The organism is Paenibacillus nuruki (assembly GCF_963311185.1).
In the GTDB taxonomy this organism is placed as follows: domain Bacteria; phylum Bacillota; class Bacilli; order Paenibacillales; family Paenibacillaceae; genus Saccharibacillus; species Saccharibacillus nuruki.
The window spans coordinates 1,666,426-1,691,304 of sequence record NZ_OY725677.1; the positions used below are offsets into that span (position 1 = coordinate 1,666,426).

Below are 24,879 nucleotides of genomic sequence, written 5' to 3' on the forward strand. Positions count from 1 at the left end.
TGTCATTTAAATGTGAACAATTTTAGAACACTCCGTAATTGAATTGTGAAAAATACATCAATATGATACAAGTCATATCTATTAAAAATAGCCCAAATCCGCTGTAGAAGCAACAAAAAACGGTATCTTTTTGTATAGATACCGTTTTGGTGTTTGTTTTTTTTATTTTAAATTAAAATTGTCACATCTGAGATAACAGATCATTAACTTCTTGACCTGTCACCAATTGAGCAGGATGGAATTGATTTGTTGTATCATTTTCCATTAGTCCCATTTGTAATACATCTACAATCGAGGAATATGCCCAGTGTTGCTGAGGTACATCGGTCGATATCTTAGCATGTTTTACTTCTAGAGATGGCTTTGTAATCTTGCTCCAATTTGAGACCACGGTAGCCAGTTGAGCACGAGTGACTTGTTCATCAGGTGCGAAGGTGTTGGATGTTGTTCCTTTCATCAAACCTTGCGCAACCACCTGTTGAATTGGTTTTGTCATATCAGACGAGACAATGTCTACAAATGGTGTTGTCGATGTAGATTCAGATAGCTTCAGAACATGTGCTAAAGCATCTGCTAGTTGAGCACGAGTAACCATTTTATCCGCTGCTAGCTTTGAATTAGCTACTGAATTGGAACGAGATTGGTCAAATAACCAGTCAATAACCTCAGCATTGTTCAACGCAGGAACCCATGACCAGTGTAGCATTTTATCATACAAATGTTGTTCTTTCATCCATTCATCACTATACAGCGTTTCTTTAACTTGGGTTGATCCTAATTCGGTTAAAGCTTGATAAGATAGCTTAGTCGTGCGGCTATCGGTCGTTGGATCATTTTCAGCATGGATCAGCCAAATCGGAACGTTGGTTAGCGATTGTAATGCTTGTTTGAATGGTTCTACGCTTCCTTTATAATCGGCAACAGCATCTTTGGCTGCAATCACAATGCTACCTGCAAATAGATCAGGATACTGCATCATAAAACGTAGTGCACCACCGCCACCACTAGATACACCTACCAAGTAGATTCGCTGTGGATCAACTTTTCCTTCATCAACTAATTGTTGGATCAGTTCATATTGAAGAGTGAAATACGCTTGCATTTGCGATAATTCTACTGGATTGTTGTAGATCGCCCAGCCATAGTTTTGCGGATATTGTACAGCAAGCACCGAAGTATCTTGCCCTGATTCTGTCCAGACCGTTGCTCCGCGGTTCTCTGTTAATTGCTTGGTATTGTCTGTTCCGAACTCACCACCACCATGAAGCCAGACCACTAGAGGTTGAGGTTCAGTAGAAGAAGTTTCTTTGAAACGATAAGGTAATGTCGTTCCATCGCTTGCTGTAAATGAACTGGATTTAAAATCATCGACTGTACGTGTATTCACTTTAGTCACATTGTCTTTGGTAAAAGACAGTTCGGGATAGGTACTGCTTTTGACAGCGAATGGAGCTAGATTACCACCAGGATATCGAAAAGATTCCACTTTCATATGAATCATTTGATCTTTAATCGATAGTTCGATGCCGTCGTTTGTGTAATCATTCTGTACAATTTCACCTGCTTCATTGAGCGGATATCCATTGTAATTACCTGTAATGTCAAAGTCACTGGCTTGCAGACGATCATATTTACTTATATCGTCAACAGCGATATCGAAAGACTCCACCATCGTACCAGCATCACCAATATATGTATTTGCAACGACCGATGATACAGAAGAAGCTTCTGCGCTTGAAGGGTTCGGTATTAAAGCCATAGTAGTCATTAACAAAGTCAGGGCTGCGACTCCACTAACATTTATTTTTTTCCTCATCGTAATTCCTCCTTGAGTATCTTGGGATTTATCTGAATGTCTATTCAAACGAAGCTACGCAAAAAAGGGCAAAACCAAAAATGATATCTGCAAGAAAACAGTCTTCTTCGCAAAATAGTCATAATGGTTTTGCCCACGTAAGCGGTTACAATCCAGATCATATAATTGCTTTCACCATAGCATGAGTTCTATTCATTTGTCAAAACGGTATCGTACTTTTATTAAAAAAGGAATTGACTTTTAGCTTGATTTAAGCGGGGACTTGACACCTATATGATATATTAAAATGGATGGTTGATATGATGTTGAAGATATTGGAGGTCTATTGTGTATCAATATAAAGATCAAGAATACGATGCTGTAGAATTTGATGGACGAGATTTGCGGTACGGAGAATTGGTACGCTGTACGTTCAGAAAGTGTACTTTTATGAATGTATCTATGGATGAAATAGAAACCAGTTACTGCCGATTTATCGAATGCGATTTTAAAGGAGCCACTTTGAATGGTTCGATCCATACCGAATCCGCATTTGAAAATTGCTCGTTCACCGGAGCTAATCTATTTGTATCCAAATTTAACTTTTGCAAAATGACAGGTTCAGACTTTGCCGGTGCTCAAATGGATGGAATCACGCTCAATCAAGGTGATTGGTCGTACACGAATTTGAGTTATACGATATTCAAAAAGCAAGATTTAAAAGACATTAAATTCTATGAAACCGACTTTTCCAACGCAGATTTGTCATTTGCAGATTTAAGAAAATGTGATCTCACTGGTGCTGTATTGATCAAAGCTAATTTGCATGGCACAGACCTTAGAGGGGCTAATCTTGAAGGGGTAGATCTGAAAGTATTGGTGATCAAAAATACTCGTATGGATCGAGAACAAGCTGTTCTGGTAGCGCGTTCTTTGGGCGCTAAGATCGAGTAAGCGTTATAAGACTAGACTGGTGTGTAAATAAGTATAAATAACAAAATGAAATCAACGGATCGAGCTATACACATAGCTTTGATCCGTTTTTTTATATCTAATATGATATTAAAAGGAAAACATTTACATATATAACAAACTATAATAAGATCGCTATTAAAGATTGTAAGCGTTATCAAATAATGTATATAAAAGGAGATTCAACTAATGAAAAAGAATAGAATATCGATTGCGTTGGCGTTTACGATGTTGCTTTCTGTACCGGTCGCTTTATTATCACCTACGACAACTGTAATGGCGGCAGATGCTTCAGGCACTACAGCCAGTCTGGCAGATATTATCAAAAATCAACAAGCCGATGGCGGATGGAAAAAAGACTACGCTGAAACCAGTGGAGACTGGGCGAAGTCTACGATCGACAACAAAGCTACATATACCGAGATTCGTAGACTGGCCAGTGAATACACCAAAACCAAAGACAGCAAATATTCAGCGGCTGCAATCAAAGGGATTAATTTTCTAATAAATATGCAATATGCGAATGGAGGATGGCCGCAAGTATACCAAAGTTCAGGCTACCATACGCATATTACGTACAATGATGATGCGATGATTAACGTTATGGTTTTGTTAGATGACGTCGGCAATAAAAAGGGCGATTTTGCCTTTATCGACAGCAATCTAGCTAGCAAAAGTAAACAGTCTGTGGATAAAGGAGTTAGTTGCATCTTGAAAACTCAAGTCACTTCAGGAGGCAAATTGACTGTATGGGGACAACAACATGATTCCAGTACACTCAAACCTGCCGCCGCACGCATCTATGAAGTCCCTTCACTCAGTTCCAAAGAGAGCGCAACGATTGTGAAATTCCTCAAAACCAGACCTTCCACTTCACAAATTGCGAATTCGATCAAAGCGGCTGAAGATTGGTTCAAAGCTGTACAAATTGTAGGGATCAAAGTGGTGAAAGAAAATAACGATGTGATCGTAGTAAACGATGCCAGTGTAACCAAGCCGATCTGGGCAAGATTTTATGAATTGAACACGAACAAACCTATCTTTGTCGGACGTGATGGTATTGTGAAATACAAATTGAGCGATATTGATCAGGAAAGAAGAACGGGTTATGCGTGGTATGGTAACTGGTCACCAAGCTGATAGAATGTATGGTATATGTTGAAGAATAATGATGGGTGCTGAAGGAATGGGGCATTTAGATGAATATCATCTAAATGCCCTATTTCGATAAAAATAATTTCCTGAATATCGGAGAAAGTGATAATATAAGGAGTAACCCCCATTCATCAAGGCATTCATTTGCAACTCCCCTTCTGGAAAATAGAACAGATCTTTGGTATGTTCAAGAATTACTTGCATACTAAAGTGTATGAACAATAGGATGCTATACACATGTGAGTAATCGTAATTAGACAGACTTTCAAAAAGAACATTAGAAAGTTCGTAAATATAACGTTATAGGGACTTATAATATAGTCTAAAAATGAGATTTTGAATAAATTAAGGGCGGAATGATTATGAATAAGGAAGAAGTTTTTAATCCACTTAAAGATTTTAAATACGAAGTACTAAATGATGCTGAATTTGGTGAAGATTCGGTACGCGAAGAGATTATTTTTCCCATTATTAAGTCACTTGGATATAATGCATACGGAAATAATAAGATAATTCGAAGTCGTAGTTTAACTCATCCGTTTGTTTCAATTGGTAGTAAACAAAAAAAAATTAATATCATTCCTGACTATATAATGGAAATTGATGAGCAACCGCGTTGGATATTGGAAGCAAAGAGACCAACAAAAAATATATTAGATCGCAAATACTTAGAGCAAGCTTATTCATATGCTATGCATAGTGAAGTTAAAGCTTTATATTATGCTTTGTGTAACGGAAGAGAATTTGTTTTATATCATGTTAGTGAGTATAAACCTATACTACATTTCAAAATGGAGCATCTACCACTTTATTGGGCAGACTTAAAAAGACTTTTATCTCCTGAACAACTATTACTCAATTGTAATAAGTATAACAAATTGAATAAAGACTTTGGACTGCACTTAAAAAGGTTAGGGTTTGAATCTTTTGAAGGACTTCATTTTTTACAAGTACCTATTATATCTCTAGCAAAATTGAATAATGATTTGTATACATTTGCAACAAGCATTAAGCAAGAAGATGATTACTGTGTTTCTTTTGATTTTAACCATAATACTTTTTTGGATATGAAAGATAAAATTCCAGATGAAGCTTTTTTCAAGCTAATAGAACCAATAACAGATTCAGTAACAGAGGTTAGATTTGTTGATATGAGATATTATGTGAGCATAAATTGTAAATTAGGAACAAGTTTAGAAGAGAACCATGATGAAATTTTCATGCCACTCATTATCAAGCAAATTTTTTAATGTGCAATTTACAATGAAATTATTCTTTTATAATGGTAAATAATTAACTAACTTCAATGGATTTTATAACTTACGATAACATAATATTTACGCGTCGGATGCCAAACATTCGATGGGTAATGAAGACAGAAACGTTATAGAGAGTACGCCTAATAATATAAAAAAATAAAAGAAGGTGTCTTCATAGCAAGAAGTAACTTACTTAAAGATTTAGTGAATGGTAGTGTAAACATTTAGAATATTTTATTGAGATTGAAAATAATTTTATCTGATCTTGATAATCAAGCAATCATGAGATGGGTTAATGGTGAGTTGCAAGGATACAAAGAGGTTGAATATATTCCTGAATATAGAATTTTTAAAGGAAGTCCAACTGGAACATTTTTGGTGAATTATAAATTTAAATATACAAATGCAGCAGTACCCATTCATTCTTTATTGAATTTAGATGAAATCAACAAACTAATTACATTAAATATTACTGATAGTATTGCTGTAATTCAAACTATATTAAATGGAGAAAATCGTAATAACTATGGAAGAGTGATTTTTACTTCTTATTGTCATGCTATTCCAGTTGAGACCCTTCAAATAGCATCAATGAGAATCATGCTTTCAACTAACCATCTAGACGGAATTGTGTCGTTTGTAAAGTCAAAACTAGTAGAAGTGATTATGGAACTAGAAAGACAGTTTACGAATCTTGATGATTTGGATATTAAGACTCAGATAGAAAAAGACAAACAAAAAAAGGAACAAGTCATTTATAATATCGGAGAAATAATCTATAAAGGTTCAATTGAAATAGGAGTAAAAACAAAATTAGTAATAAAAACAAAATAAATAAAATATTGGATATCAGTTACAATCTAATCATGATGAAAAAAAGATACTAAAAAAATTTCATAGAAAGACATCCAGTATTAATATCAGCCATAGTATCATTTATGATCGGATTTATTTTTCTTTTTTTATTTTGGAAAAATATCATTTCTTGGTTAGAAAATTTCTTGAAATGAACTTAATTAATAAGAACTAAAAGCTATAGGTAAATCGCAGAAGAAGCTGACATCTTATAAAAAAATATTCACTCTGCAGGCATACTTCCCTGATTCAACATTCGTTGGAAACCCAGTATAATCTGGTTCTTGAATACAGGAAGATTATATGTAATTTCCAAATATAATCAAAAGGAGACATATATGATCATAGAAAAAACTATACAACTCAAGATCAACAACGCTATCTTTAAACTATTTGAATACGATTGTTATTTATTGATGAACGATTTGAATGAGAGAACTATTGCTCATAAATTAGCTGAATATCTACAAGAAGAATATCCTGAGTTTAATGTTGACTGTGAGTACAACAAAAATATAGAGGAAAGTAACGGATTGAAAAATATTCTTTTATTAAAAGAAGAATGTGAGGAGTTAAATAGAAACTTCAGAAACACAACCAAAATTGATGGATTTAAATATTCAATAGTTTCGATTTATCCTGATATTATAGTGCACAAAAGAGGAAGAAATGATAAGAATTTGTTGATAATTGAAATGAAAAAAACAACAAACCTAACTAGTCGTAGGTTTGACGAAAAAAAATTAAAAATTTATACAGATAATTCTCGACCTAATAAACTCCAATACTCCCATGGACTATTTATAAACTTTGAAACAGGGGTAAAAGAACCGCGTTTTCCAGAATTGATTTGGTATAGAAATGGCGAAAGCTTAACCTAAGAAAGAACACTACAGATAATATTCATATATCCTAGATCAGTGGTTCGCTGGATATCCGACATACATTAGGTCGTGAATAAAGGAACGTTATCGAAACTTCCTTAAATATATTTACATTAGGAGGAAAAATAATAATGGTAATTAAAAAAAATAAAAATGATAAAATTAAGTGGACATATAGAGATATGGTATGGTCAGTTATTATCTTATTTTTTTTAATTATATTAATACTATCTCTACGAATTAGTACAGATCAAAATGTCACTAATATTTTATCAATAGGCGGAAGCTTGATTTCAATTATACTTGGTATTGTAGCCATATTAGTTTCAATTATACAAAATAATAGTTCTGCAAGATTAGACGGACACGTCTCAACAACTTTAGCATTAATTAATCAAAGATTAGAATCTATAGATAGTCAAATAAACGAAATGAAACCATATTCTAAAGAAGCGATAGAAACGTCAGAAACAGAAATTCAAGGAGAAAAAACCACTCGACTAAATGGAGTTTATAGTACTTCTAGAGAATGGTCAGGTTCTAAATTCATAAATGAAATTAAAAAGGAATTACATAAAGTCAACCCAGAATATAAATTGCTAGATTATAGTATTATACCGCTAAAAATAGGACAAGATAATGTATTTAAATTTTCGACTAGTATGTGGTTATTGTTTAAAGGACATATTCAAAATAAAATACTACAACAAATTATTGAGTGTGCTTTAAATAATATAGAGATTGATAGTTATAATAGTGAAGTATATATAAACGATAAATTGTAGCTAACTCTTTAAAAAATCAACTTCCGATAACTTAATAATCATGATATGAGTTCTCTGGATCAACATTTATCGGACAACCAACACACGCTAGGTTGTGAGTTATAATCAGCTAACCCTGTAAAAAAACCGTCAAGAATTTATTGATAATTTAGTGCCTAAAAGCTAGTTACTAACGAGCAATTTAAAGTCAAAGTCAGTTGCTTATATGGAGTATTTTAGGACAGTAAGTTTTTAATCTTTTGCATCTTTCTTTTCGTGGATATAAAACATAAACCTTATAATGAATAGGAGCAAGCCTATGATCATTGAATCTCTGAATCAGTCTCAAATCAACGATGAAAAAATCAAATCATTTATTAGCTATTTAAAAAAGGAAAAAATAGAAAGTTGTCTAATAAGCCTAGGTTCAGATATTGTACTTCAATATTTTAGAAACAATAAATCAAAAGATAAGCTCCACAAAATCAACTCGTGTACGAAAAGTATTACTTCATGCTTAATTGGAATTGCTGTTGAACAAGGATTGATTTCAGATCTTCACACGCCCATTGTTCATTATTTTCCATCGCTTCAACAGGATAAAGATATCCGAAAACAAAGCATTACCATTGAGCACTTATTGAGTATGAGTGCAGGATTTGATTGGCCAGAGCTAGGAGAATGGAATGGCTGGCCAGCCATGATACATAGTTCGAACTGGGTTGATTATATATTAGAACGCCCATTAAATGCCGAACCTGGTGAAAGAATGAACTATAATTCTGGCTGTAGCCATTTATTATTAGCAATACTTCAACAGGTATCGGGAATGAGTGCCAAAGATTTCGCAATAAAGTATCTATTCTCTAGTTTGAAGATGAAAGATTTCATATGGCATGTAGATCCTCAGGGAGTTCATATTGGTGGTTTTGGGATACATATGTCTATACAAGATATGCAAAAATTCGGCTACTTTTACTTAAACAAGGGACGTTGTGGGAAACGACAACTACTTAGTGAAGAATGGATAGCGACTTCAACCCAACCAAAGTATTTAACATATGATGATATCGGTTATTATGGTCATCACTGGTGGGTAGCCAATGAATCTTTAGAGCACTCTTTTTATTTTGCTATGGGTATGGGCGGGCAGTATATCTGTGTGGATCATTCTCAAAATATAGTCGTCGCATTAACAAGTGATACATACGGTGATACCCTAAAACCATTAAAAGCGATTGCAGAACTTTTGCGATAACACAAAGAAATTAGCACATCTACTAATAAAAAGTTCATACATTGTCATATGCGCTCTTTGGTCGCCAAAGGAAATATTGGAAGTATGTATTCGGACTTATACGTCCAATCGGCTAAGTTAAATGACACGTTTATTGGAGTGAATTAAGATACCTGAATATCAGGAAAGCACGTATTTTAGTCAGAAGAAGTTTTTAGTTGAGGGGGAGTCTACATGATATTAGAAAAGGTTATCAATAGAATTACAATACAAAGTGAATATAAAGATTTTGTTGATAAGTATATAGATAATGTACTCACCGAATTTAAAGGGAAGATTCATAGCATTTATATGTGCGGCTCGATCCCAAAAGGAACAGCTACACCGTTTAAATCAGATGCAGATTTTACGATTGTATGTCTAGATCCCAAAGATATAGATTACGAAAGATTGTCAAAGATTAAAAACAGACTTTTGGAAGAATATCCAATACTCACTAAAATTGATACAATCATTTGCTCAATGGACGATGTATTAAGTAAACCAAATGAGTGGGGGTTTTGGGTAAAGATCATTTGTGTCTGCGTATACGGTCAAGACATTGGTGAAAAAGTACCGCCGATCATCATTTCTCCTGAGTTCATTGTAGATTTAAATAAAGAGACCAAAGATGAAGTAGATCGTATACATCATTCACTTTCTAATGCTAGTGATCCCAAAATGAAAATGAGATATATAAAAGGTTATTCTAAGCGATTAATTCGTGCATTATACTCTTTGGTTTTGGAAGATACAGGTGTATGGGAAGATGATATGGTTAAGATGAAAAATGCTATATTAGACTATTGTAAGATTGACTCGGCTTTAGTTGATTATCTGTACGCTTGTTACTTGGATAGCAATGTAGGTCTTGAAGAGTTTTTAGGAAGGGCAGATGAAGTATATTGTTATTTTGAGAATACTCTAAATGCAATGGCTGCTTCTAGAAATTCTTTATACTAAAATCCTATTGAAGCTCTGAGTCACTCTAAGAATCGATTGATTGCATCCAGTTAAGATCTTGTCAAGATATCTATTCATTAAGTTTTAAACAGTCTCACAGCTATAAGTATCGACTCTGAGGTGACATAATGTCGGGTCGTGAATACAGAAAAGTTACCATGCAAATCGAATATTTAAGGGGCATTCTCAATAATGATCAGGAATATAGAAAGTATGAAACCTATCATCAATAATTTCTCAATCCATACAATTGAGTGGCTTTCAGACTTATATTTTCAAGTTATTCAAAACAAATATTTTGAAAATACTTCTATACTTGATATAACGTTCTTAATCAAAGAAAATGGAAAAACTTATGAATTACTTATAAGATTTTTTAACGTAGAGGCTTTGCGTTTTCAATCTGGAGGAACATTAACTCAAATAAGTGGATTTAATATTAAAGATTTAACAGAAAACGGCTATTACCCAATGAAATATGAAGTCGAAGATTACGAGAATGGAATCATCCATTTTTATTGTGATGATATTGAATTCTTAAGTCTTACTGAGAGTGAGTACATTGCTATTTAGAAGATATAGGATATTAGAAAAAGTAGCTAATAAAAGTATATTCTCCAGATAACAGAATAAAAAAAGGATAAAAAAATGAAAATCACTTTAATTAATCAAAGCGATTTAACATTGATTTACCTTTACTTCTACTCACGAGAACAATGTATTCATTTGAATACTGGTGGAGAAGCAGATAAGGTATGTAAATTGCTTTTTAATCAAGAGAATGAATGGATAGGCTTAAGTATAGAAAGTAATTATTTAATTAGGGACATGTTCGAGCCTAATCCGCAAGCATCTATTAATTATATTAATGGTGAATGGATTATTTATTTCACTGAAATATTTGGAATGGAACTTAGAGAAGAAGAACATAGCTGTATAACAGACCTATACAATGACTCATACACTGGAATAGAATTGATATTAATAGAGGGGACGATTCCAAAGCGTAAATTTATAGAGCCATTAATTTACAAGAACCAACAGAAAGAGAAATGAATATTTTCAAAGAAGAGGCAATATTTAATAACATGACATTAACTAAAAAATAAGGAATCAAATGGATCGTTCTGATTCGATAGACGAAAAAGAATGTCAGGCGTTTTTTTAGCTTCCAAATCGTCTGGGCATCTCTCTCCAAGAGACAACAGTTTTGACTTTCCAAAGCATGTAATCGAATATGGGGAAGTTCCATTTCAATTGTAAAATAATTGAAATAGCCCTCAATTCTGTGTATGATAGAAGAAGAGATCGTTCTTTACGAATCGATCTCTTCTTCAAAATTCATTTTGTAAGCGTATACATAAAGACAGTTTTAATACCACCATCCGAAGGAGGACATATTGAATGGCGCAAACAAAGTACAAAAAACGGTTAGCAATACTCAACCACAGTATGCTGATCCTGGCATTACTAATCACAACGTATGGAGTGGTTCCGATGAAAAATGCGTCTGCGGCAAGTTATAATGCAACGGTTAATCCAAATGTACAGTATCAGACATGGGAAGGTTGGGGAACATCACTTGCATGGTGGGCGAATCGTGTAGGGGGTGCTTCTGAATCGGTACGTAATGATTATGCAGACAAATTGTTTGGCAGTAACGGTCTACAAATGAATATTGTTCGTTACAATATCGGTGGTGGCGAGAATCCAGCTTATCCGAATCATATGGAACTACGTGCACGTATTCCGGGCTTCAAAGATTCAGCAACGTCTGCTTATGATTGGACAAGAGACAGCAATCAGCGCTCGATCTTACAAGCAGCCAAATCTCGAATCCCTGCTAGCGAGTTTATTGCCGAAGCGTTCTCCAATTCACCACCGTGGTGGATGACCAAGAGTGGAAGTGTAACGGGTAATCAGAATGCTGCTGAAAATCTGAAAGACGATATGTATGATGATTTTGCCGATTATCTTACAACAGTAACCAAGCAGTTCCGCGATCAATGGGGCGTTAATTTCCGTACATTATCTGCATTTAACGAACCTAGTTCGGATTACTGGTATTTCGGCAATCGTCAAGAAGGTAACGTGATGTTTGCGCCTAATCAACAAGTGATGATCGGTCAGTTATCTAATGCGATAGCAGCTAAAGGTCTACCGATTGGCATTAGTGCTCCTGAAGAAACAAGTATCGATCTAACGCGCAAAAGTATTGATAGCTATTCAGCGGCTACCAAGTCCAAATTAGTGCAATACAATACTCATACGTATCAAGGTAGTGACCGCACAGGGCTGAATACTTCTGCTAATGGTAAACGGTTGTGGAATTCCGAGCATGGTGACGGTGATAACACAGGTATGACGTTGTCTCGTACGATTTTATCGGATCTCAAATATATGAAAAATAGTGCATGGGTCTACTGGCAAGCGGTGGAGACACCGGGCGGTTGGGGTATGATCGAAACCGATCTAAATAATGCGAGTGCCAATCTAGGTACGTATACCGTTACAAAGAAATATCATATGATGGCGCAATGGAGTAAATTTATTCGTCCGGGATACAAAATAATTGATATTGTCGATAATAACTCTGTGGCGGCTTACGATACAGTAGGCAAAAAGTTAGTCATTGTCACTGTGAATAGCACAACATCACCGAATACAGTCAATTACGATCTATCTCAATTCACTACATTGACTGGCAATGTGACCGGTTATCGGACAAGTAGTTCTGAGAATATGGCGGCAATTAGTGGATTATCTCTAGCCAATAAGAAATTCACTAATACTCAACCTGCTAATTCAGTCAGTACATTTGTGATTACAGGTATCTCTGGAGCAACAGGTGGAGGCACGACGATCGATGGTAATGCGTATTACAAAATCGTCAACCAGAATAGTAACAAATTGCTTGATGTGAGCGAAGCGTCTACAGCAGATGGAGCGAATGTGCTTCAATGGATGGACATTGGAGGAACGAATCAACAATGGAAATTCGTAGCAACCACCAATGGATATTACAAATTAATCAATCGTAAAACAGGTAAAGCGCTAGAAGTATCTGCTCAATCGGTAGCCGATGGTGGTGATGTGGTTCAGTGGACAGACAACGGTGGCACGAATCAACAGTGGAAACCTGTCTTTACAGACAATACGATGAAATTAATCAATCGCAACAGTAATAAGGTTGCTGAGATCAGCAGCGGATCAACCAGTAATGGCGGCGATGTGATTCAGTGGACAGACAACGGTGGTACGAATCAGAAGTGGATTTTGCTCAAAGCAACAGATTAATATCCATATCCTAACGATAAAATGAAAACATCAAAAAGAAGCCCTTCGATGGTGAAAGGCTTCTTTTTGATATACATGTATATATGAACGATTGGATCAAATATACAGTGATCTTTTACAAAGTAGCGATATCAATAACAAAGCGATAACGTACATCACTGTTTACAACACGCTCATAAGCTTCGCCTACATAATCTGCACCGATCACTTCGATCATTGGAGCAATATTATGTTCAGCTGCAAAGTTAAGCATTTCTTGTGTTTCTGGAATACCGCCTACAAGTGAACCTGCAAGGCTACGACGACCCATAATAAGTGAGAATACGCTATATTGATCTGGATCAGCAGGAGCACCTACGTTTACTAGCGTTCCGTCTACACGTAGCATAGAAAGATAAGCATTCACATCAAGGTTAGCAGACACTGTGTTTAAGATCAGATCAAATTTGTTCGCAAGTGTTGTAAATGTCTCTGCATCACCTGTTGCATAATAATGATCTGCTCCAAAACCGATTGCTTCGTCTTTTTTAGTCATAGAGCGACTCAATACAGTTACTTCTGCGCCTAATGCATGAGCAAATTGAATAGCCAAGTGACCTAGACCACCAACACCCACGATTGCTACTTTTTTACCTGGACCAATATTCCAGTGTTTCAAAGGGGAATAGGTAGTGATTCCAGCACATAGAAGTGGACTAGCTACATCTAAGCCTAGCGCTTCTGGAATACTGACAACAAAGCGATCTGTAACAACGATTTTTTGGCTGTATCCACCATAAGTCGGGTTACCATCATAGTCTCTAGAGTTATACGTTTGAACAACACCTTTAGTACAATATTGCTCGTCACCTTGTAGACAATATTCACATTCGCCACAAGAATCTACAAAACAACCTACACCTACACGGTCGCCTACAGCAAATTTAGTGACGTCTGTTCCGACTGCTTCAACCACACCAGCGATTTCATGACCTGGAACCATTGGGAAAATCCCGCCGCCCCATTCGTCATAAGCGCTATGGATATCTGAGTGACAGATTCCGCTAAATTTGATATCAATTAAAATATCATTCGGACGTAATTCTCTCCGTTCAATCGTTGTTTTCTCAAATGGTGCTTTTGGACTTGCAGCACTGAGTACGTGTGTTTTGCACATAAGTTTCTCTGCTCCTTCTCCTTAAGCAATATCAATTTCGTTTGAAATGCTAAAGTGTTCGATTTTTTAGTATATCAAAGGTATAACACATTTTACCGATCAGCCAAACATGTACCCTTTAATACACGTCTGTATATTATCACTAAAACTAGATTGCTTACAATCGATAAAAAAGTGATATTTGTCTATTAATGAACAATAAATGCATATATGTTCAATAATTCATATGTTTTGGTACGTTTAGAACGTATTATAAATTGCGATCGAGCAACAAGCCTACTTGATCAGCCATCACTTCGCTAGAATAAGGCATATTGTTGATGATCCACCACTCTGTGATACCGACATACGAAGTGACGATAAATTGCAAAAGGATATCTTCGCTAACATTCGTATTTTTCTCACCGGATTGTTTGACTTCATTTTCAAATTCTTCACTTAGAAATTCAACAAATTGCGTGCGGAAATAGGTAGCGCCTTTACTAGCTAACATCGTTGAGAAAAAAAGATAGTTTTGTTCCAAATATTCAAACCATGGTAAAATCGCGTCTCTAAAATCAAGATCAGCTACAGATCGGCAAATATCTCTCAATTTCTGAATATGTTCTGCTATCAATTTATTAAGCAGGTCAAATTTATCGGAGTAATGAAGATAGATCGTTCCCCGACTGATATTGGCGCGATCCGAGATGTCTTGTAATGTAATTTCATCAAAACTTTTTTCAGTCATCAATTCGATTACTGCTGTTTTCATCGCTTCTTGTGATTTGAGAATACGTCGATCGGTTTTGGGCATGAAAGGAGTCACCGTACTTTCTTAATGTGATTCAGTATGACTACGAGTTGAATGTGAATTCGTATTTTTCTTTGAGACGTTTGATATCTGTACGTGGTGGTGAACCGAACATACGCGCATACTCCCGACTGAATTGAGACGCACTTTCATAACCGATACGGAAAGCCACATCGGCGGCATCAGCGGATTCAGCCAACAATAAGCGCCGTGCTTCTTGTAATCGCAATTGCTTTTGAAATTGAAGAGGGGTCATAGCAGTTACTTCTTTAAAATTGCGATGGAACGAAGAAACACTCATACTGGCTACTTCGGCAAGTTCCTCAATCGATAATGCCTGATCATAATGATCCATAATATACTGAATTGTATCTTGGATACGGTACGTACTGCTTCCTTCCATAGCCATCTGAGCCAGTGTCACTCCATATTCGCCTTGCAACAGGCGATACAATATTTCTTTGATACATAAGGGTGCCAAAAAAGGAATATCTGTCGGATGATCCAACAGACGGGCTAAGCGAAGAATAGAATCCAGTAAACCTGAATTAATTTGCCCGACAAAGAGTGCACGTCCAGCGTTATCATTCACGTTAGGCTTGATCGAAGAATCATTGAGAACATCCAAAATCTGCTTTTGAGTAAATTCAAGCTTAAAACTAACGTAAGGTTCTTCGGTAGAAGCTTTGATCACTTGACCGACAATCGGTAAATTTATAGACCCGACTAAATAATCATTTGGATTGTATAAAAATCGTTCTTTAGCTAGATAGATTTCTTTGGAACCTTGAGCGATAAAACACAATGCAGGTCGAGCAACCTTATAAGCAGGTTCTGTTGTCGATAAATAACGGATAAAAAACAACGAAGAAATCGCTGTTTCTTGAACGCCTTCAGCAGTTGAATGACGTTTGATTAAGCGAGCCAATTCCTCTTTTTTATTTTGCATTTCTTGAGACATACCCGAATCCTCCTTTGTAAATATGTATATCTGTCGATTACGCCAAATTCGTATAAAATGTACATCATATCTATCGTGTTACTTTTACTACGTATTGGATATAAGAGAATTAGGCAATCATTTAAGATAAATGGGATAACGATGCTTACAAGATATATTGCATAATATAAACAAGCAGTTGTGCACCGTATCCTGCTTAATGTGTCTACTATTATAGACAGCTGTTCATTAACGAAGCAAGATTTTTTGCATCATACCATACGAAAGCGGGGAGAATTATCATGGAATATATCAAATTAGGAAATACAGGACTAGATGTATCACGCATTTGTTTAGGGTGTATGGGGTTTGGAGATCCTAAGCGTTGGGTTCATTCATGGGTACTTAACGACGAGCAAAGTCGTCCTATCATTAAGCAAGCATTAGAACTAGGCATTAACTTTTTTGATACAGCGAATGTGTATTCTCTTGGCGCTAGTGAAGAAATTGTAGGACGTGCACTCAAAGAATACGCTAATCGTGATGAGATTGTACTAGCGACTAAAGTGCATGGCAAAATGCATGAAGGACCTAATGGTGGAGGTCTATCTCGTAAAGCCATTATGAGTGAAATTGATAAAAGTCTTCAACGTCTAGGTACAGATTATGTAGATTTGTATCAAATTCATCGTTGGGATTATGAGACACCGATCGAAGAAACGATGGAAGCGTTACATGATGTCGTTAAAGCAGGTAAAGCTAGATATATTGGAGCTTCTGCGATGTATGCATGGCAGTTTTTGAAAGCGATCCAGACGGCTAAAGCCAATCACTGGACTTCTTTTGTATCGATGCAGAATCATTTGAATTTGTTATATCGTGAAGAAGAACGAGAGATGTTGCCTCTTTGCTTAGAAGAAGGAGTAGGGGTGATTCCGTACAGCCCACTAGCATCCGGGCGATTAACTCGTGATCCTAATGAAACAACTGAACGTTCAGAAACAGATAAGATTCAAAAATCCAAATATGACGCTACAGCGGATGCCGATCGTGTGATTATTGACCAAGTGGCTGAGATTGCACAAAAACGTGGCGTACCCCGTTCCCATATCGCTCTGGCATGGTTATTACAAAAGCAACCGGTAAGTGCTCCAATCGTCGGAGCAACTAAATCTTCTCATTTGGAAGATGCTGTAGCCGCTCTGTCTGTCACATTAACACCAGAAGAAGTGACTTCTCTAGAAAAAGGATATATCCCGCATCCAGTTGTCGGTTTACTTCCGTATCCATCCAAATAAATCATAGCGGTCAGAAGCGACTATCATTGATTCTAACAAAGAGCAGTAGGTCTATGACTACTGCTCTTTGCTGTACATATCGTAACAATAGAAGAGAATTATCTGCATTTTCGTTATAATAAAGACATTCGTGTACAAGAAAGGAATGCAGTGATGAAGAAAGTAATCGTAATTGGAGCAGGAATTCTAGGAGCTTCAACAGCCTATCAGCTAACCCAAATGGGAGCAGAAGTACTTATTATAGATCGGAAAGATAAAGGGCAAGCTACTGATGCGGCGGCAGGCATTATTTGCCCGTGGTTATCTCAGCGTCGTAATCAAGCATGGTATCGTCTTGCCAAAGCAGGAGCACAATTTTATCCACAACTGATTCAAGAACTCGAAGATGCAGGCGAAACGGATACTGGATATGCGCAAGTCGGAGCGCTTAGTATTCATGAAGATATAGATAAAATCATCAAAATGCAAGAACGAGCACAGGTTCGTAAAGAGCATGCACCTGAAATTGGAGAAATTACTGTTCTGGACGAACAAGAGACTCAGGCAAAGTTTCCTTTGCTCAAAAAGGGCTACCATGCTGTTCATATTAGCGGAGCGGCTCGTGTAGACGGTCGTGCGCTAAGAGATGCATTAATCCGATCAGCACAGAAACAAGGAGCACAGGTGATTGAAGGAGATGCTACACTGCTATACCAAGATCATCATGTCACTGGAGTCACTGTGAATGGAGAACGTTGGCAAGCAGATCAGGTGGTCGTATGTGCGGGTGCATGGGCTCCTTCATTATTTCAGCCTTTAGGGATTGACCTACAAGTAAGTTATCAGAAAGCTCAAATTATTCATTTACAGGTACAAGAGCAATCTGATGATATAGGAAAATGGCCAGTCATTATGCCGCCTACAGATCAATATCTACTTGCATTTGATGAACAGAAAATAGTCGTTGGAGCTACACATGAAAATGATATCGAAGGCTATGATATTAGAGTTACAGCAGGAGGGGTACAAGAAGTATTAAATAAAGGATTAGAATTAGCACCTGCTCTTGCAGATAGTACGCTACAAGAAGTACGTGTAGGATTCAGACCTTTTACTCCAGGGTTTCTACCTGTGATAGGAGCTATTCCAGCATGGAAAGGTTTACTAACTGCCAATGGGCTTGGAGCATCAGGCTTAACAATGGGGCCTTTTATCGGATACCAACTGGCTAAGTTAGCACTTGATCTTGATGTAGATATTGATATTAATGATTATGATATAGCTACAGCTTTAAATTAATAGATAGGTTAATACAGTCAAAAGAATATAGAAATCCACTTTTACGATGCTCAACGGGTGGGTATATAAATAAAAAGAAGTGATCGTTGCCTAACTGCTGACGATCCTTTTTTGTATACAGTGTTAAATATTTTATTACTTAATTTTACTAAAAGTGATATTTTTGTAATTAATCGGGTATATATAAAAGGGAAAGCGATTTAAAAATTTAAATATCATAAGGAGTGTTAAAGGAATGACAAAGCAATTAGCAACTCACGAAAAACTTGAAGTTCATGAACTTTTAACTTTCAAAACTTCTTGTGTTACCAAAGCTGTAGCGATGCGTGAATTGGTGAAAGATGACCAACTCAAACAGATTATTGATGAAGATATTCAGAATTCTACAAAAGCTATCGAAGACCTAAAATCTATTTTACAAAAATAAAGGGGTGTAATTATGGCTACAAGTAATATGACAAAAGAAATGTTGGTTAATGCAACAGCGCCACTAGATGATCTGGCGATTGCTACTGATCTACTGATGTCTGCCAAAGCTGGAGTTCGTAATTATGCTGTAGCAATTACAGAAACAGCAACGCCAAGTGTACGCAAAACATTAAAAGCTCAATTGCAAAAAGCGATCGATTTGCATGAGAAAATTGCAACCTATATGATCGAAAATGAAATGTATCATGCTTATGATGTAGAAGAGCAAGTAGAGCATGATCTTAAGAAAGCAGATATGGCTTTAGAATTAGTCAACAAATAATCGAATAATCCAAAGGCAAATCATTGTAGATCAATTGATCTCTCTGATTTGCCTTTTTTATTTTTCTGCCTCATTACCTTTAACCCCAATTAATCGTGTGCGATTGATTGGGGTTGCTTTTGGTTAAGGTATAGATAACCAATCATATTCAAATATATCAATAACATTCGAAAATGGAGGAATATATAATGAGTAACTTTGATGTTTTATTTATCGGTAGTGGTCAAGGCGCATGGAATGCGGCAATGCCATTAAGTATGTCAGGTCAAAAAGTAGCTATTATCGAGCGCGACAAAATTGCAGGCGTATGTACAAACTACGGTTGTAACCCAAAAATTATTTTGGATGGTCCTATCAAAGTGATGGAAGATGCTCAAGCATACAAAGGAATTGGTATGACAAGCGAAATGAAAATCAACTGGTCTGAATTAATGGCTCATAAAAATAAAGTGTTGGATGCATTACCTGTGATGTTAGAAGAAAATTTCAAAAAAGCAGGCATTGAAGTAATCAAAGGCGAAGCATCGTTTGTAAATGAAAAAACAGTTGCTGTTAATGGTCAAGAATACACAGCAGACAAAATTGTTATCGCAAGCGGTCAACGTCCAACACCACTAGATATTCCGGGCAAAGAGTACTTAAAAACAAGTAATGAATTTTTATACTTAGAAGATCTTCCAGATCATATTGTATTTGTAGGTGCTGGTTATGTATCTATGGAGCTAGCTTCTATCGCTGTCAAAGTAGGAGCGACTGTACATGTGATTCAATCATCCGATCATATTCTGAATGAATTCCATCAACCTTATGCTCAGAAATTGCTTACAAAGATGCAACAAGACGGAATTCAATTCCATTTCAATGAAAAATTAAGCAAAGTGGAACAACAAGGAGAGCAATTACAGATCACTACAGAAAAAGGTCTAACCTTAACGACCCAATTAGTTATTAATGCTACAGGACGAGTACCGAATGTAGAAAATCTAAATCTTGAAGCAGCTGGTGTGGAGTATAACAGCAAAGGTATTATCGTTGATGAGTATCTACAGACGACACAAAAAGGCATTTATGCAAGCGGAGATATTCTTGATAAAAAACAACCACGTCTAACACCAACAGCTGTATTTGAAGCGAAATATCTAGCAGCTTCTTTCTTAGGTGCTCAGACTCAAGCTATTGAATATCCACCGATCGCTACGATTGCTTTTACAGTGCCACGGATTGCACAAATTGGGGTAACGATTGAAGAAGCAGAAGCGATAGGACTTACCGTTAAGCCGATTGATCTAGGCAAACAATGGGACTTTGCAGGTCGTAATGAAACAGAAGCTCATTTGAATCTAGTATATGATCAAGAGCAAAAACTTGTAGGTGCGACAGCATACAGTCAGGAAGCACTTGAGATTATTAACAGCTTAACTCCTATTATTACATTAGGATTAACCTCTAAAGAGGTAGACAAACTGATTTATGCCTTCCCTTCTTTTGAAACGATGATTCCAAGATACATGCAAGAAACGAAATAATGTATAACGCAAACACCCCTACTTTGAGAGCAGAGTAGGGGTGTTTTGTGTATGCACTATATTAGTATATTCAGATGAAAGATGGTTTTTCTAGTGATCCTTTAGATATCATCGATCATATGACTACGATTGAATTTGTGTAATGATTCTTCGGTGTTCTTTATATGATGTTTATAATCGATTTTGTACATACAACCATAGATCACATTGAGTACATATTCGAGTGCAATCTGTGAGGAAAAGGTGCCGATCTTCGCTAGCTTGACTTCATCGTCAGGAAGCTCAATACAGATCGTACTGGTTCTAGCTAATTCGCCTTGATGATTCGCTGTAATCGTGACCCGAGGAATCTGTTCCTGTTTTAAATAGCGAGACACTTTGATATAGCTAGGTGAATTGCCATGATACGTTAAAAATAGCGCACAATCACGAGGAGTCACATTCAGTGTATGATGCGCCCATTCAGACAGTTCAGTTGCAATCACAACATACTTATTGATTTTAAATAGTTTATTTTGAAAACTTTTGGCACGAATCTGTGAATCGCCTAGAGCATAAATAAAGATGCGTTCCGCTTGATCTAGTAAATGTGCTGTCTGTGAAAGTACCTCATCCTCGATTAAAGCCAGATTTTTATCAATCGTATTTTTCATTAGATCAGCGATTTCTTTAGCGATCTGTAGTGAGGATTCGCCCAGATTAAAAGGATAATTCACATTCACTTCAGATTCTTGTCCTTGCTGTTGTTGAAATTCGCGTGCTAGACAGATCGTAAATTCTTTGAAACCAGATAATCCCAACTTCTGTGTCAAGCGATGGATTGCCGAGTGAGAAGTATATGTAGCTTTGGCTAATTGCTGAATATTCAAATGAAGCATCTGTTCTTGATGAGTCAAAATATACGCAGCAATACTTTGCTCATTGGGTGTAAAGTGATCCATCTCCGCTAATTGTGAAAGTAATCTCAAAAACTCAACTCCAGTTCTTACAAAATACTTATATTGTATAGCATTTTAGGATATGAATTGAACATTTTGTTCAGAAATTGACGGTGATGTAGGCTAATAAATGGTCAAATATCCCGTTATGTGTCTGTTTTCTTTATCTTGTGGATTCTTCTTTTATAATAAAGAAACATGTATATGAATAACCAGTCAATCATGGGCAATACGCAATAATCTATCTGTGCAATCTACACCGATAATAGCACAGATAGGAGGAACGATCATCAATCATCCAAAAGCATAAACATATTATAATAAGGAATAGAGAGGGGTATATGATGAAGTTAGGGATTGTAGGATCAGGAATGATTGTTGAAGATGTACTTAGCTTTATTAAAGATATTCCAGCGATTCGTCTACAAGCGATCTGTGCGAGAGCAGGTCATGAAGAGAAATTAGCCCAGTTGCAAGTTCAGTATCAGATCGCTCAGGTGTATATAGAGTATGATCAATTGCTTGCAGATCAGCAGGTCGATACCATTTATATTGGACTGCCTAATCATCTGCATTATTCTTATGCGAAGCAAGCATTAGAACAAGGCAAACATGTGATTTGTGAGAAACCTTTTACATCGAATCTACAAGAGTTGCTAGAACTTAAAGACATTGCTTTGCGTCAACATTTGGTACTGGTTGAAGCGATCTCTAATCAATATCTCAAAAATACGATAGCGATCAAAGAGCAATTAAAGACACTAGGCGATATCAAAATCGTACAGTGTAATTATTCTCAATTCTCGTCACGTTACTCCAGGTTCAAAGCAGGGGAGATGTTACCCGCGTTCAATCCTGCGATGTCAGGCGGAGCGTTAATGGATATCAATTTGTATAATATCCACCTAGTGGTTGGTTTATTTGGAGTTCCCAATGCAGTAAATTACTATGCCAATATAGAGCGTGGTATCGACACCTCAGGTATATTGCTACTGGATTATGATCATTTCAAATGTGTATGTATAGGTTCCAAAGATACGAATGCACCTAATCAAACGCATATTCAAGGCGATCAAGGTTATATTACGATTGAAGGTTCGACTAATATCATGGATCATTTCGATTATGTTGCCTATTCAAAGCCTGCTGTACGAGTAGATGTCAAAAACCATCCTCATCGTATGTATGATGAATTTGTCGAGTTCGAACGGATCATTCAACAACAAGATTTGCTCAAAGTGTCTGAAATGCTGGATCATAGCGAGAAAGTAATGAATGTAATTGAACAAGCCAAATCTTCTGCTGGACTTGTATTTGGCGCAGATGTATAAGCCTCTCAAGCCATAATGATGTACTCCTAATATCACCAACAAATCAAAAAGAGTACCGATCCTTGAATTTCAAGATCGGTACTCTTTGATTTTGTCCAAATGTATTCAATTGGAGATGATTTGCTTATAGAGGCGTTCCTAATCGATATATTCACATTTGAAATTTGAAAATACAGCGGGATGACCTGCTTGTTGATGAGTAGCATACAATCCAATCAGCACACCTGTAAATCCTCCGGCAACTTCTGAAGACAGATACTTGGTCTGAGCTGTTCCTAGTAGAATTTCTTCACCTTCAATAACAGTAAAAAAGTGATAACAGGTCGGTTCAGCTTTGATAAGTAGTGAAGCACTATTACTTGTTAATACAACTGTTTGCTGTACCGATTTGATATCTTGCGTATTGAGACGTTCGATCACTTCATAGTGATCCTGTTGCCCACGTATTGCTAACTCATAATGATGATGTTCATCCATATACAACGTTATGCCTGCTTCTCCATCGGTAATCTCCACATCACAAGTGATCACTGCACGGAAATCTTTTTGACGTAGACCGATAAAGGTTGGAGAGAGGGGTTGATCCAGTGTAATATTAGTTCCTGTTAGCATCAGACTATGATCAGTGAATTGATAGTTTTCAGTCTGCGGGAAGCGAAGGTAACACCAATCTAGATTCCAATTCGTATTTTCAAAAGTGAATATCCGCTGCTCATGTTGAATAATATCATTTGATATCCGATCGGTCTCAAAGCTAGATCGTGTTGTCCCATTATGCCCGGCGGTAAACCAACCTTCTTCATCAAATGTCACCGGCGTAAGAAAGACTTCACGTCCTAGATGATGATACGTCAGCCATTGACCGATCTGACGAAATCCCAGATGATACAACCACCAATTCCCATTATTATCTTCGATCAGATCTCCATGACCCACAGCCTGTAATTCATAACCACCTAGATTGCGATTGGTTAAGACGGGATTATGTGCATAAGCTTCAAATGGACCTGACACAGACGTTGATCGTGCATAGGTCGCCATATGACCATATTCTGTACCACCTTCAGCTACGAGCAGATAATACCAATGGTTGATTTTGTACATATGTGGACTTTCAATATAGCGACCCCCTGAACCTTGCCAGATCATACGACTAGGTGTTAGCTTTTCACCTGTAGTGATATTAATCTGACACTGGACTACACCATGAATACCATTTTCATCTTGTCCATTACTCATAAAATACGTCTGATCTTCTTCAAAATACAAATCAGGATCAATACCGCCTTGATCCACTTCAATAGGCTCAGACCATTCCCCATAAATATCATCTGTCCAGACAAAAAAGTTCTGACGTGTGCTGTCATTGGTCGTTACCATATAGAATCGACTCTTATAATGACGTAGAGTAGGAGCGAACACACCCCCTGAACTTTTCACTTCACCTAGATCCACTTGAGTAGTACGAGTTAGACAGTGACTGATCTGCTTCCAATTGATTAGATCTTGGCTTTCAAAAATCGGTACACCGGGAAAATACTGAAAAGTACTGGTTGCTAAATAATACGTATCGCCTACTTTACAGACACTTGGATCAGGGTAAAAGCCTTTAATAATAGGATTATTATATTTCATAATAGATCACCTA

Annotated in this window: 23 protein-coding genes; 17 read left to right on the plus strand and 6 right to left on the minus strand. The window is 36.6% G+C overall.

The genetic code is table 11. The annotated features are described in order from the left end of the window. Positions 1 to 181: 181 nt before the first annotated feature. Complete coding sequence (locus RCP16_RS07445; RefSeq protein ID WP_308642028.1) at positions 182 to 1,816, minus strand: S-layer homology domain-containing protein; 1,635 nt, start codon at positions 1,814 to 1,816, stop codon at positions 182 to 184. 327 nt (positions 1,817 to 2,143) lie between these two features. Between RCP16_RS07445 and RCP16_RS07450 the strand changes: the two genes are divergently transcribed. From RCP16_RS07450 to RCP16_RS07500, 11 genes are all read left to right on the plus strand, one after another. Beyond that, positions 2,144 to 2,749 (plus strand): pentapeptide repeat-containing protein, encoded by a 606-nt coding sequence (locus RCP16_RS07450; RefSeq protein ID WP_308642029.1) that lies wholly within the window; start codon positions 2,144 to 2,146, stop codon positions 2,747 to 2,749. Positions 2,750 to 2,956: 207 nt separating this feature from the next. Beyond that, on the plus strand, positions 2,957 to 3,907 hold the full coding sequence (gene pelA / locus RCP16_RS07455; protein ID WP_308642030.1) for a pectate lyase: 951 nt from the start codon (positions 2,957 to 2,959) through the stop codon (positions 3,905 to 3,907). Between the two features lie 377 nt (positions 3,908 to 4,284). Next, on the plus strand, positions 4,285 to 5,172 hold the full coding sequence (locus RCP16_RS07460; protein ID WP_308642031.1) for a type I restriction enzyme HsdR N-terminal domain-containing protein: 888 nt from the start codon (positions 4,285 to 4,287) through the stop codon (positions 5,170 to 5,172). A gap of 246 nt (positions 5,173 to 5,418) precedes the next feature. Further along, a complete protein-coding gene (locus tag RCP16_RS07465) occupies positions 5,419 to 6,015 on the plus strand; it encodes an AbiTii domain-containing protein (RefSeq protein WP_308642032.1) in 597 nt (198 codons plus the stop codon). Positions 6,016 to 6,374: 359 nt separating this feature from the next. Beyond that, positions 6,375 to 6,917, plus strand: a complete 543-nt coding sequence (locus RCP16_RS07470) for a hypothetical protein (RefSeq protein ID WP_308642033.1) — start codon at positions 6,375 to 6,377, stop codon at positions 6,915 to 6,917. A gap of 134 nt (positions 6,918 to 7,051) precedes the next feature. Further along, entirely contained in the window at positions 7,052 to 7,705 is a 654-nt protein-coding gene (locus RCP16_RS07475; RefSeq protein ID WP_308642034.1) for a hypothetical protein, read from the plus strand. A gap of 298 nt (positions 7,706 to 8,003) precedes the next feature. After that, complete coding sequence (locus RCP16_RS07480) at positions 8,004 to 8,942, plus strand: serine hydrolase domain-containing protein (protein ID WP_308642035.1); 939 nt, start codon at positions 8,004 to 8,006, stop codon at positions 8,940 to 8,942. Between the two features lie 213 nt (positions 8,943 to 9,155). Next, positions 9,156 to 9,923, plus strand: coding sequence for a nucleotidyltransferase domain-containing protein (locus RCP16_RS07485; protein ID WP_308642036.1), 768 nt, complete (start codon positions 9,156 to 9,158; stop codon positions 9,921 to 9,923). Between the two features lie 213 nt (positions 9,924 to 10,136). Further along, a complete protein-coding gene (locus RCP16_RS07490) occupies positions 10,137 to 10,496 on the plus strand; it encodes a hypothetical protein (protein ID WP_139129275.1) in 360 nt (119 codons plus the stop codon). Between the two features lie 75 nt (positions 10,497 to 10,571). Next, a complete protein-coding gene (locus RCP16_RS07495) occupies positions 10,572 to 10,979 on the plus strand; it encodes a hypothetical protein (RefSeq protein ID WP_069328836.1) in 408 nt (135 codons plus the stop codon). A gap of 348 nt (positions 10,980 to 11,327) precedes the next feature. After that, positions 11,328 to 13,220, plus strand: coding sequence for an RICIN domain-containing protein (locus RCP16_RS07500; RefSeq protein ID WP_308642037.1), 1,893 nt, complete (start codon positions 11,328 to 11,330; stop codon positions 13,218 to 13,220). Between the two features lie 115 nt (positions 13,221 to 13,335). Here the strand turns inward: RCP16_RS07500 and RCP16_RS07505 are convergent, their stop codons facing one another. The 3 genes from RCP16_RS07505 to RCP16_RS07515 form a co-directional block, all read right to left on the minus strand. Further along, positions 13,336 to 14,376 carry an NAD(P)-dependent alcohol dehydrogenase gene (locus tag RCP16_RS07505; protein WP_069328838.1) on the minus strand — a complete coding sequence of 347 codons (1,041 nt, stop codon included), beginning with the start codon at positions 14,374 to 14,376 and terminating at the stop codon, positions 13,336 to 13,338. Between the two features lie 250 nt (positions 14,377 to 14,626). Further along, positions 14,627 to 15,172 (minus strand): TetR/AcrR family transcriptional regulator, encoded by a 546-nt coding sequence (locus RCP16_RS07510; protein WP_308642038.1) that lies wholly within the window; start codon positions 15,170 to 15,172, stop codon positions 14,627 to 14,629. Between the two features lie 40 nt (positions 15,173 to 15,212). Beyond that, a complete protein-coding gene (locus RCP16_RS07515) occupies positions 15,213 to 16,130 on the minus strand; it encodes an AraC family transcriptional regulator (RefSeq protein WP_308642039.1) in 918 nt (305 codons plus the stop codon). Between the two features lie 281 nt (positions 16,131 to 16,411). Between RCP16_RS07515 and RCP16_RS07520 the strand changes: the two genes are divergently transcribed. The 5 genes from RCP16_RS07520 to RCP16_RS07540 all read left to right on the plus strand — a co-directional run bounded on the left by RCP16_RS07520 (position 16,412) and on the right by RCP16_RS07540 (position 20,962). After that, positions 16,412 to 17,407 carry an aldo/keto reductase gene (locus tag RCP16_RS07520; protein ID WP_137221945.1) on the plus strand — a complete coding sequence of 332 codons (996 nt, stop codon included), beginning with the start codon at positions 16,412 to 16,414 and terminating at the stop codon, positions 17,405 to 17,407. A gap of 153 nt (positions 17,408 to 17,560) precedes the next feature. Further along, positions 17,561 to 18,685, plus strand: a complete 1,125-nt coding sequence (locus tag RCP16_RS07525) for an NAD(P)/FAD-dependent oxidoreductase (RefSeq protein WP_308642040.1) — start codon at positions 17,561 to 17,563, stop codon at positions 18,683 to 18,685. Between the two features lie 235 nt (positions 18,686 to 18,920). Then, complete coding sequence (locus RCP16_RS07530) at positions 18,921 to 19,112, plus strand: spore coat protein (RefSeq protein WP_069328843.1); 192 nt, start codon at positions 18,921 to 18,923, stop codon at positions 19,110 to 19,112. Positions 19,113 to 19,124: 12 nt separating this feature from the next. Then, positions 19,125 to 19,436: a spore coat protein gene (locus RCP16_RS07535; RefSeq protein WP_083243593.1), complete on the plus strand. Its 312-nt coding sequence runs from the start codon at positions 19,125 to 19,127 to the stop codon at positions 19,434 to 19,436. Between the two features lie 188 nt (positions 19,437 to 19,624). Next, positions 19,625 to 20,962, plus strand: coding sequence for a dihydrolipoyl dehydrogenase family protein (locus tag RCP16_RS07540; RefSeq protein ID WP_308642041.1), 1,338 nt, complete (start codon positions 19,625 to 19,627; stop codon positions 20,960 to 20,962). A gap of 101 nt (positions 20,963 to 21,063) precedes the next feature. Here RCP16_RS07540 and RCP16_RS07545 read toward each other — a convergent pair whose 3' ends face one another. Further along, positions 21,064 to 21,930 (minus strand): MurR/RpiR family transcriptional regulator, encoded by an 867-nt coding sequence (locus tag RCP16_RS07545; RefSeq protein WP_308642042.1) that lies wholly within the window; start codon positions 21,928 to 21,930, stop codon positions 21,064 to 21,066. A gap of 314 nt (positions 21,931 to 22,244) precedes the next feature. Between RCP16_RS07545 and RCP16_RS07550 the strand changes: the two genes are divergently transcribed. Further along, entirely contained in the window at positions 22,245 to 23,231 is a 987-nt protein-coding gene (locus RCP16_RS07550) for a Gfo/Idh/MocA family protein (RefSeq protein WP_308642463.1), read from the plus strand. Between the two features lie 138 nt (positions 23,232 to 23,369). On the opposite strand, the gene RCP16_RS07555 is transcribed toward RCP16_RS07550, so the two are convergent. Next, on the minus strand, positions 23,370 to 24,866 hold the full coding sequence (locus RCP16_RS07555; RefSeq protein WP_308642043.1) for a glycoside hydrolase family 43 protein: 1,497 nt from the start codon (positions 24,864 to 24,866) through the stop codon (positions 23,370 to 23,372). Positions 24,867 to 24,879: the final 13 nt, after the last annotated feature.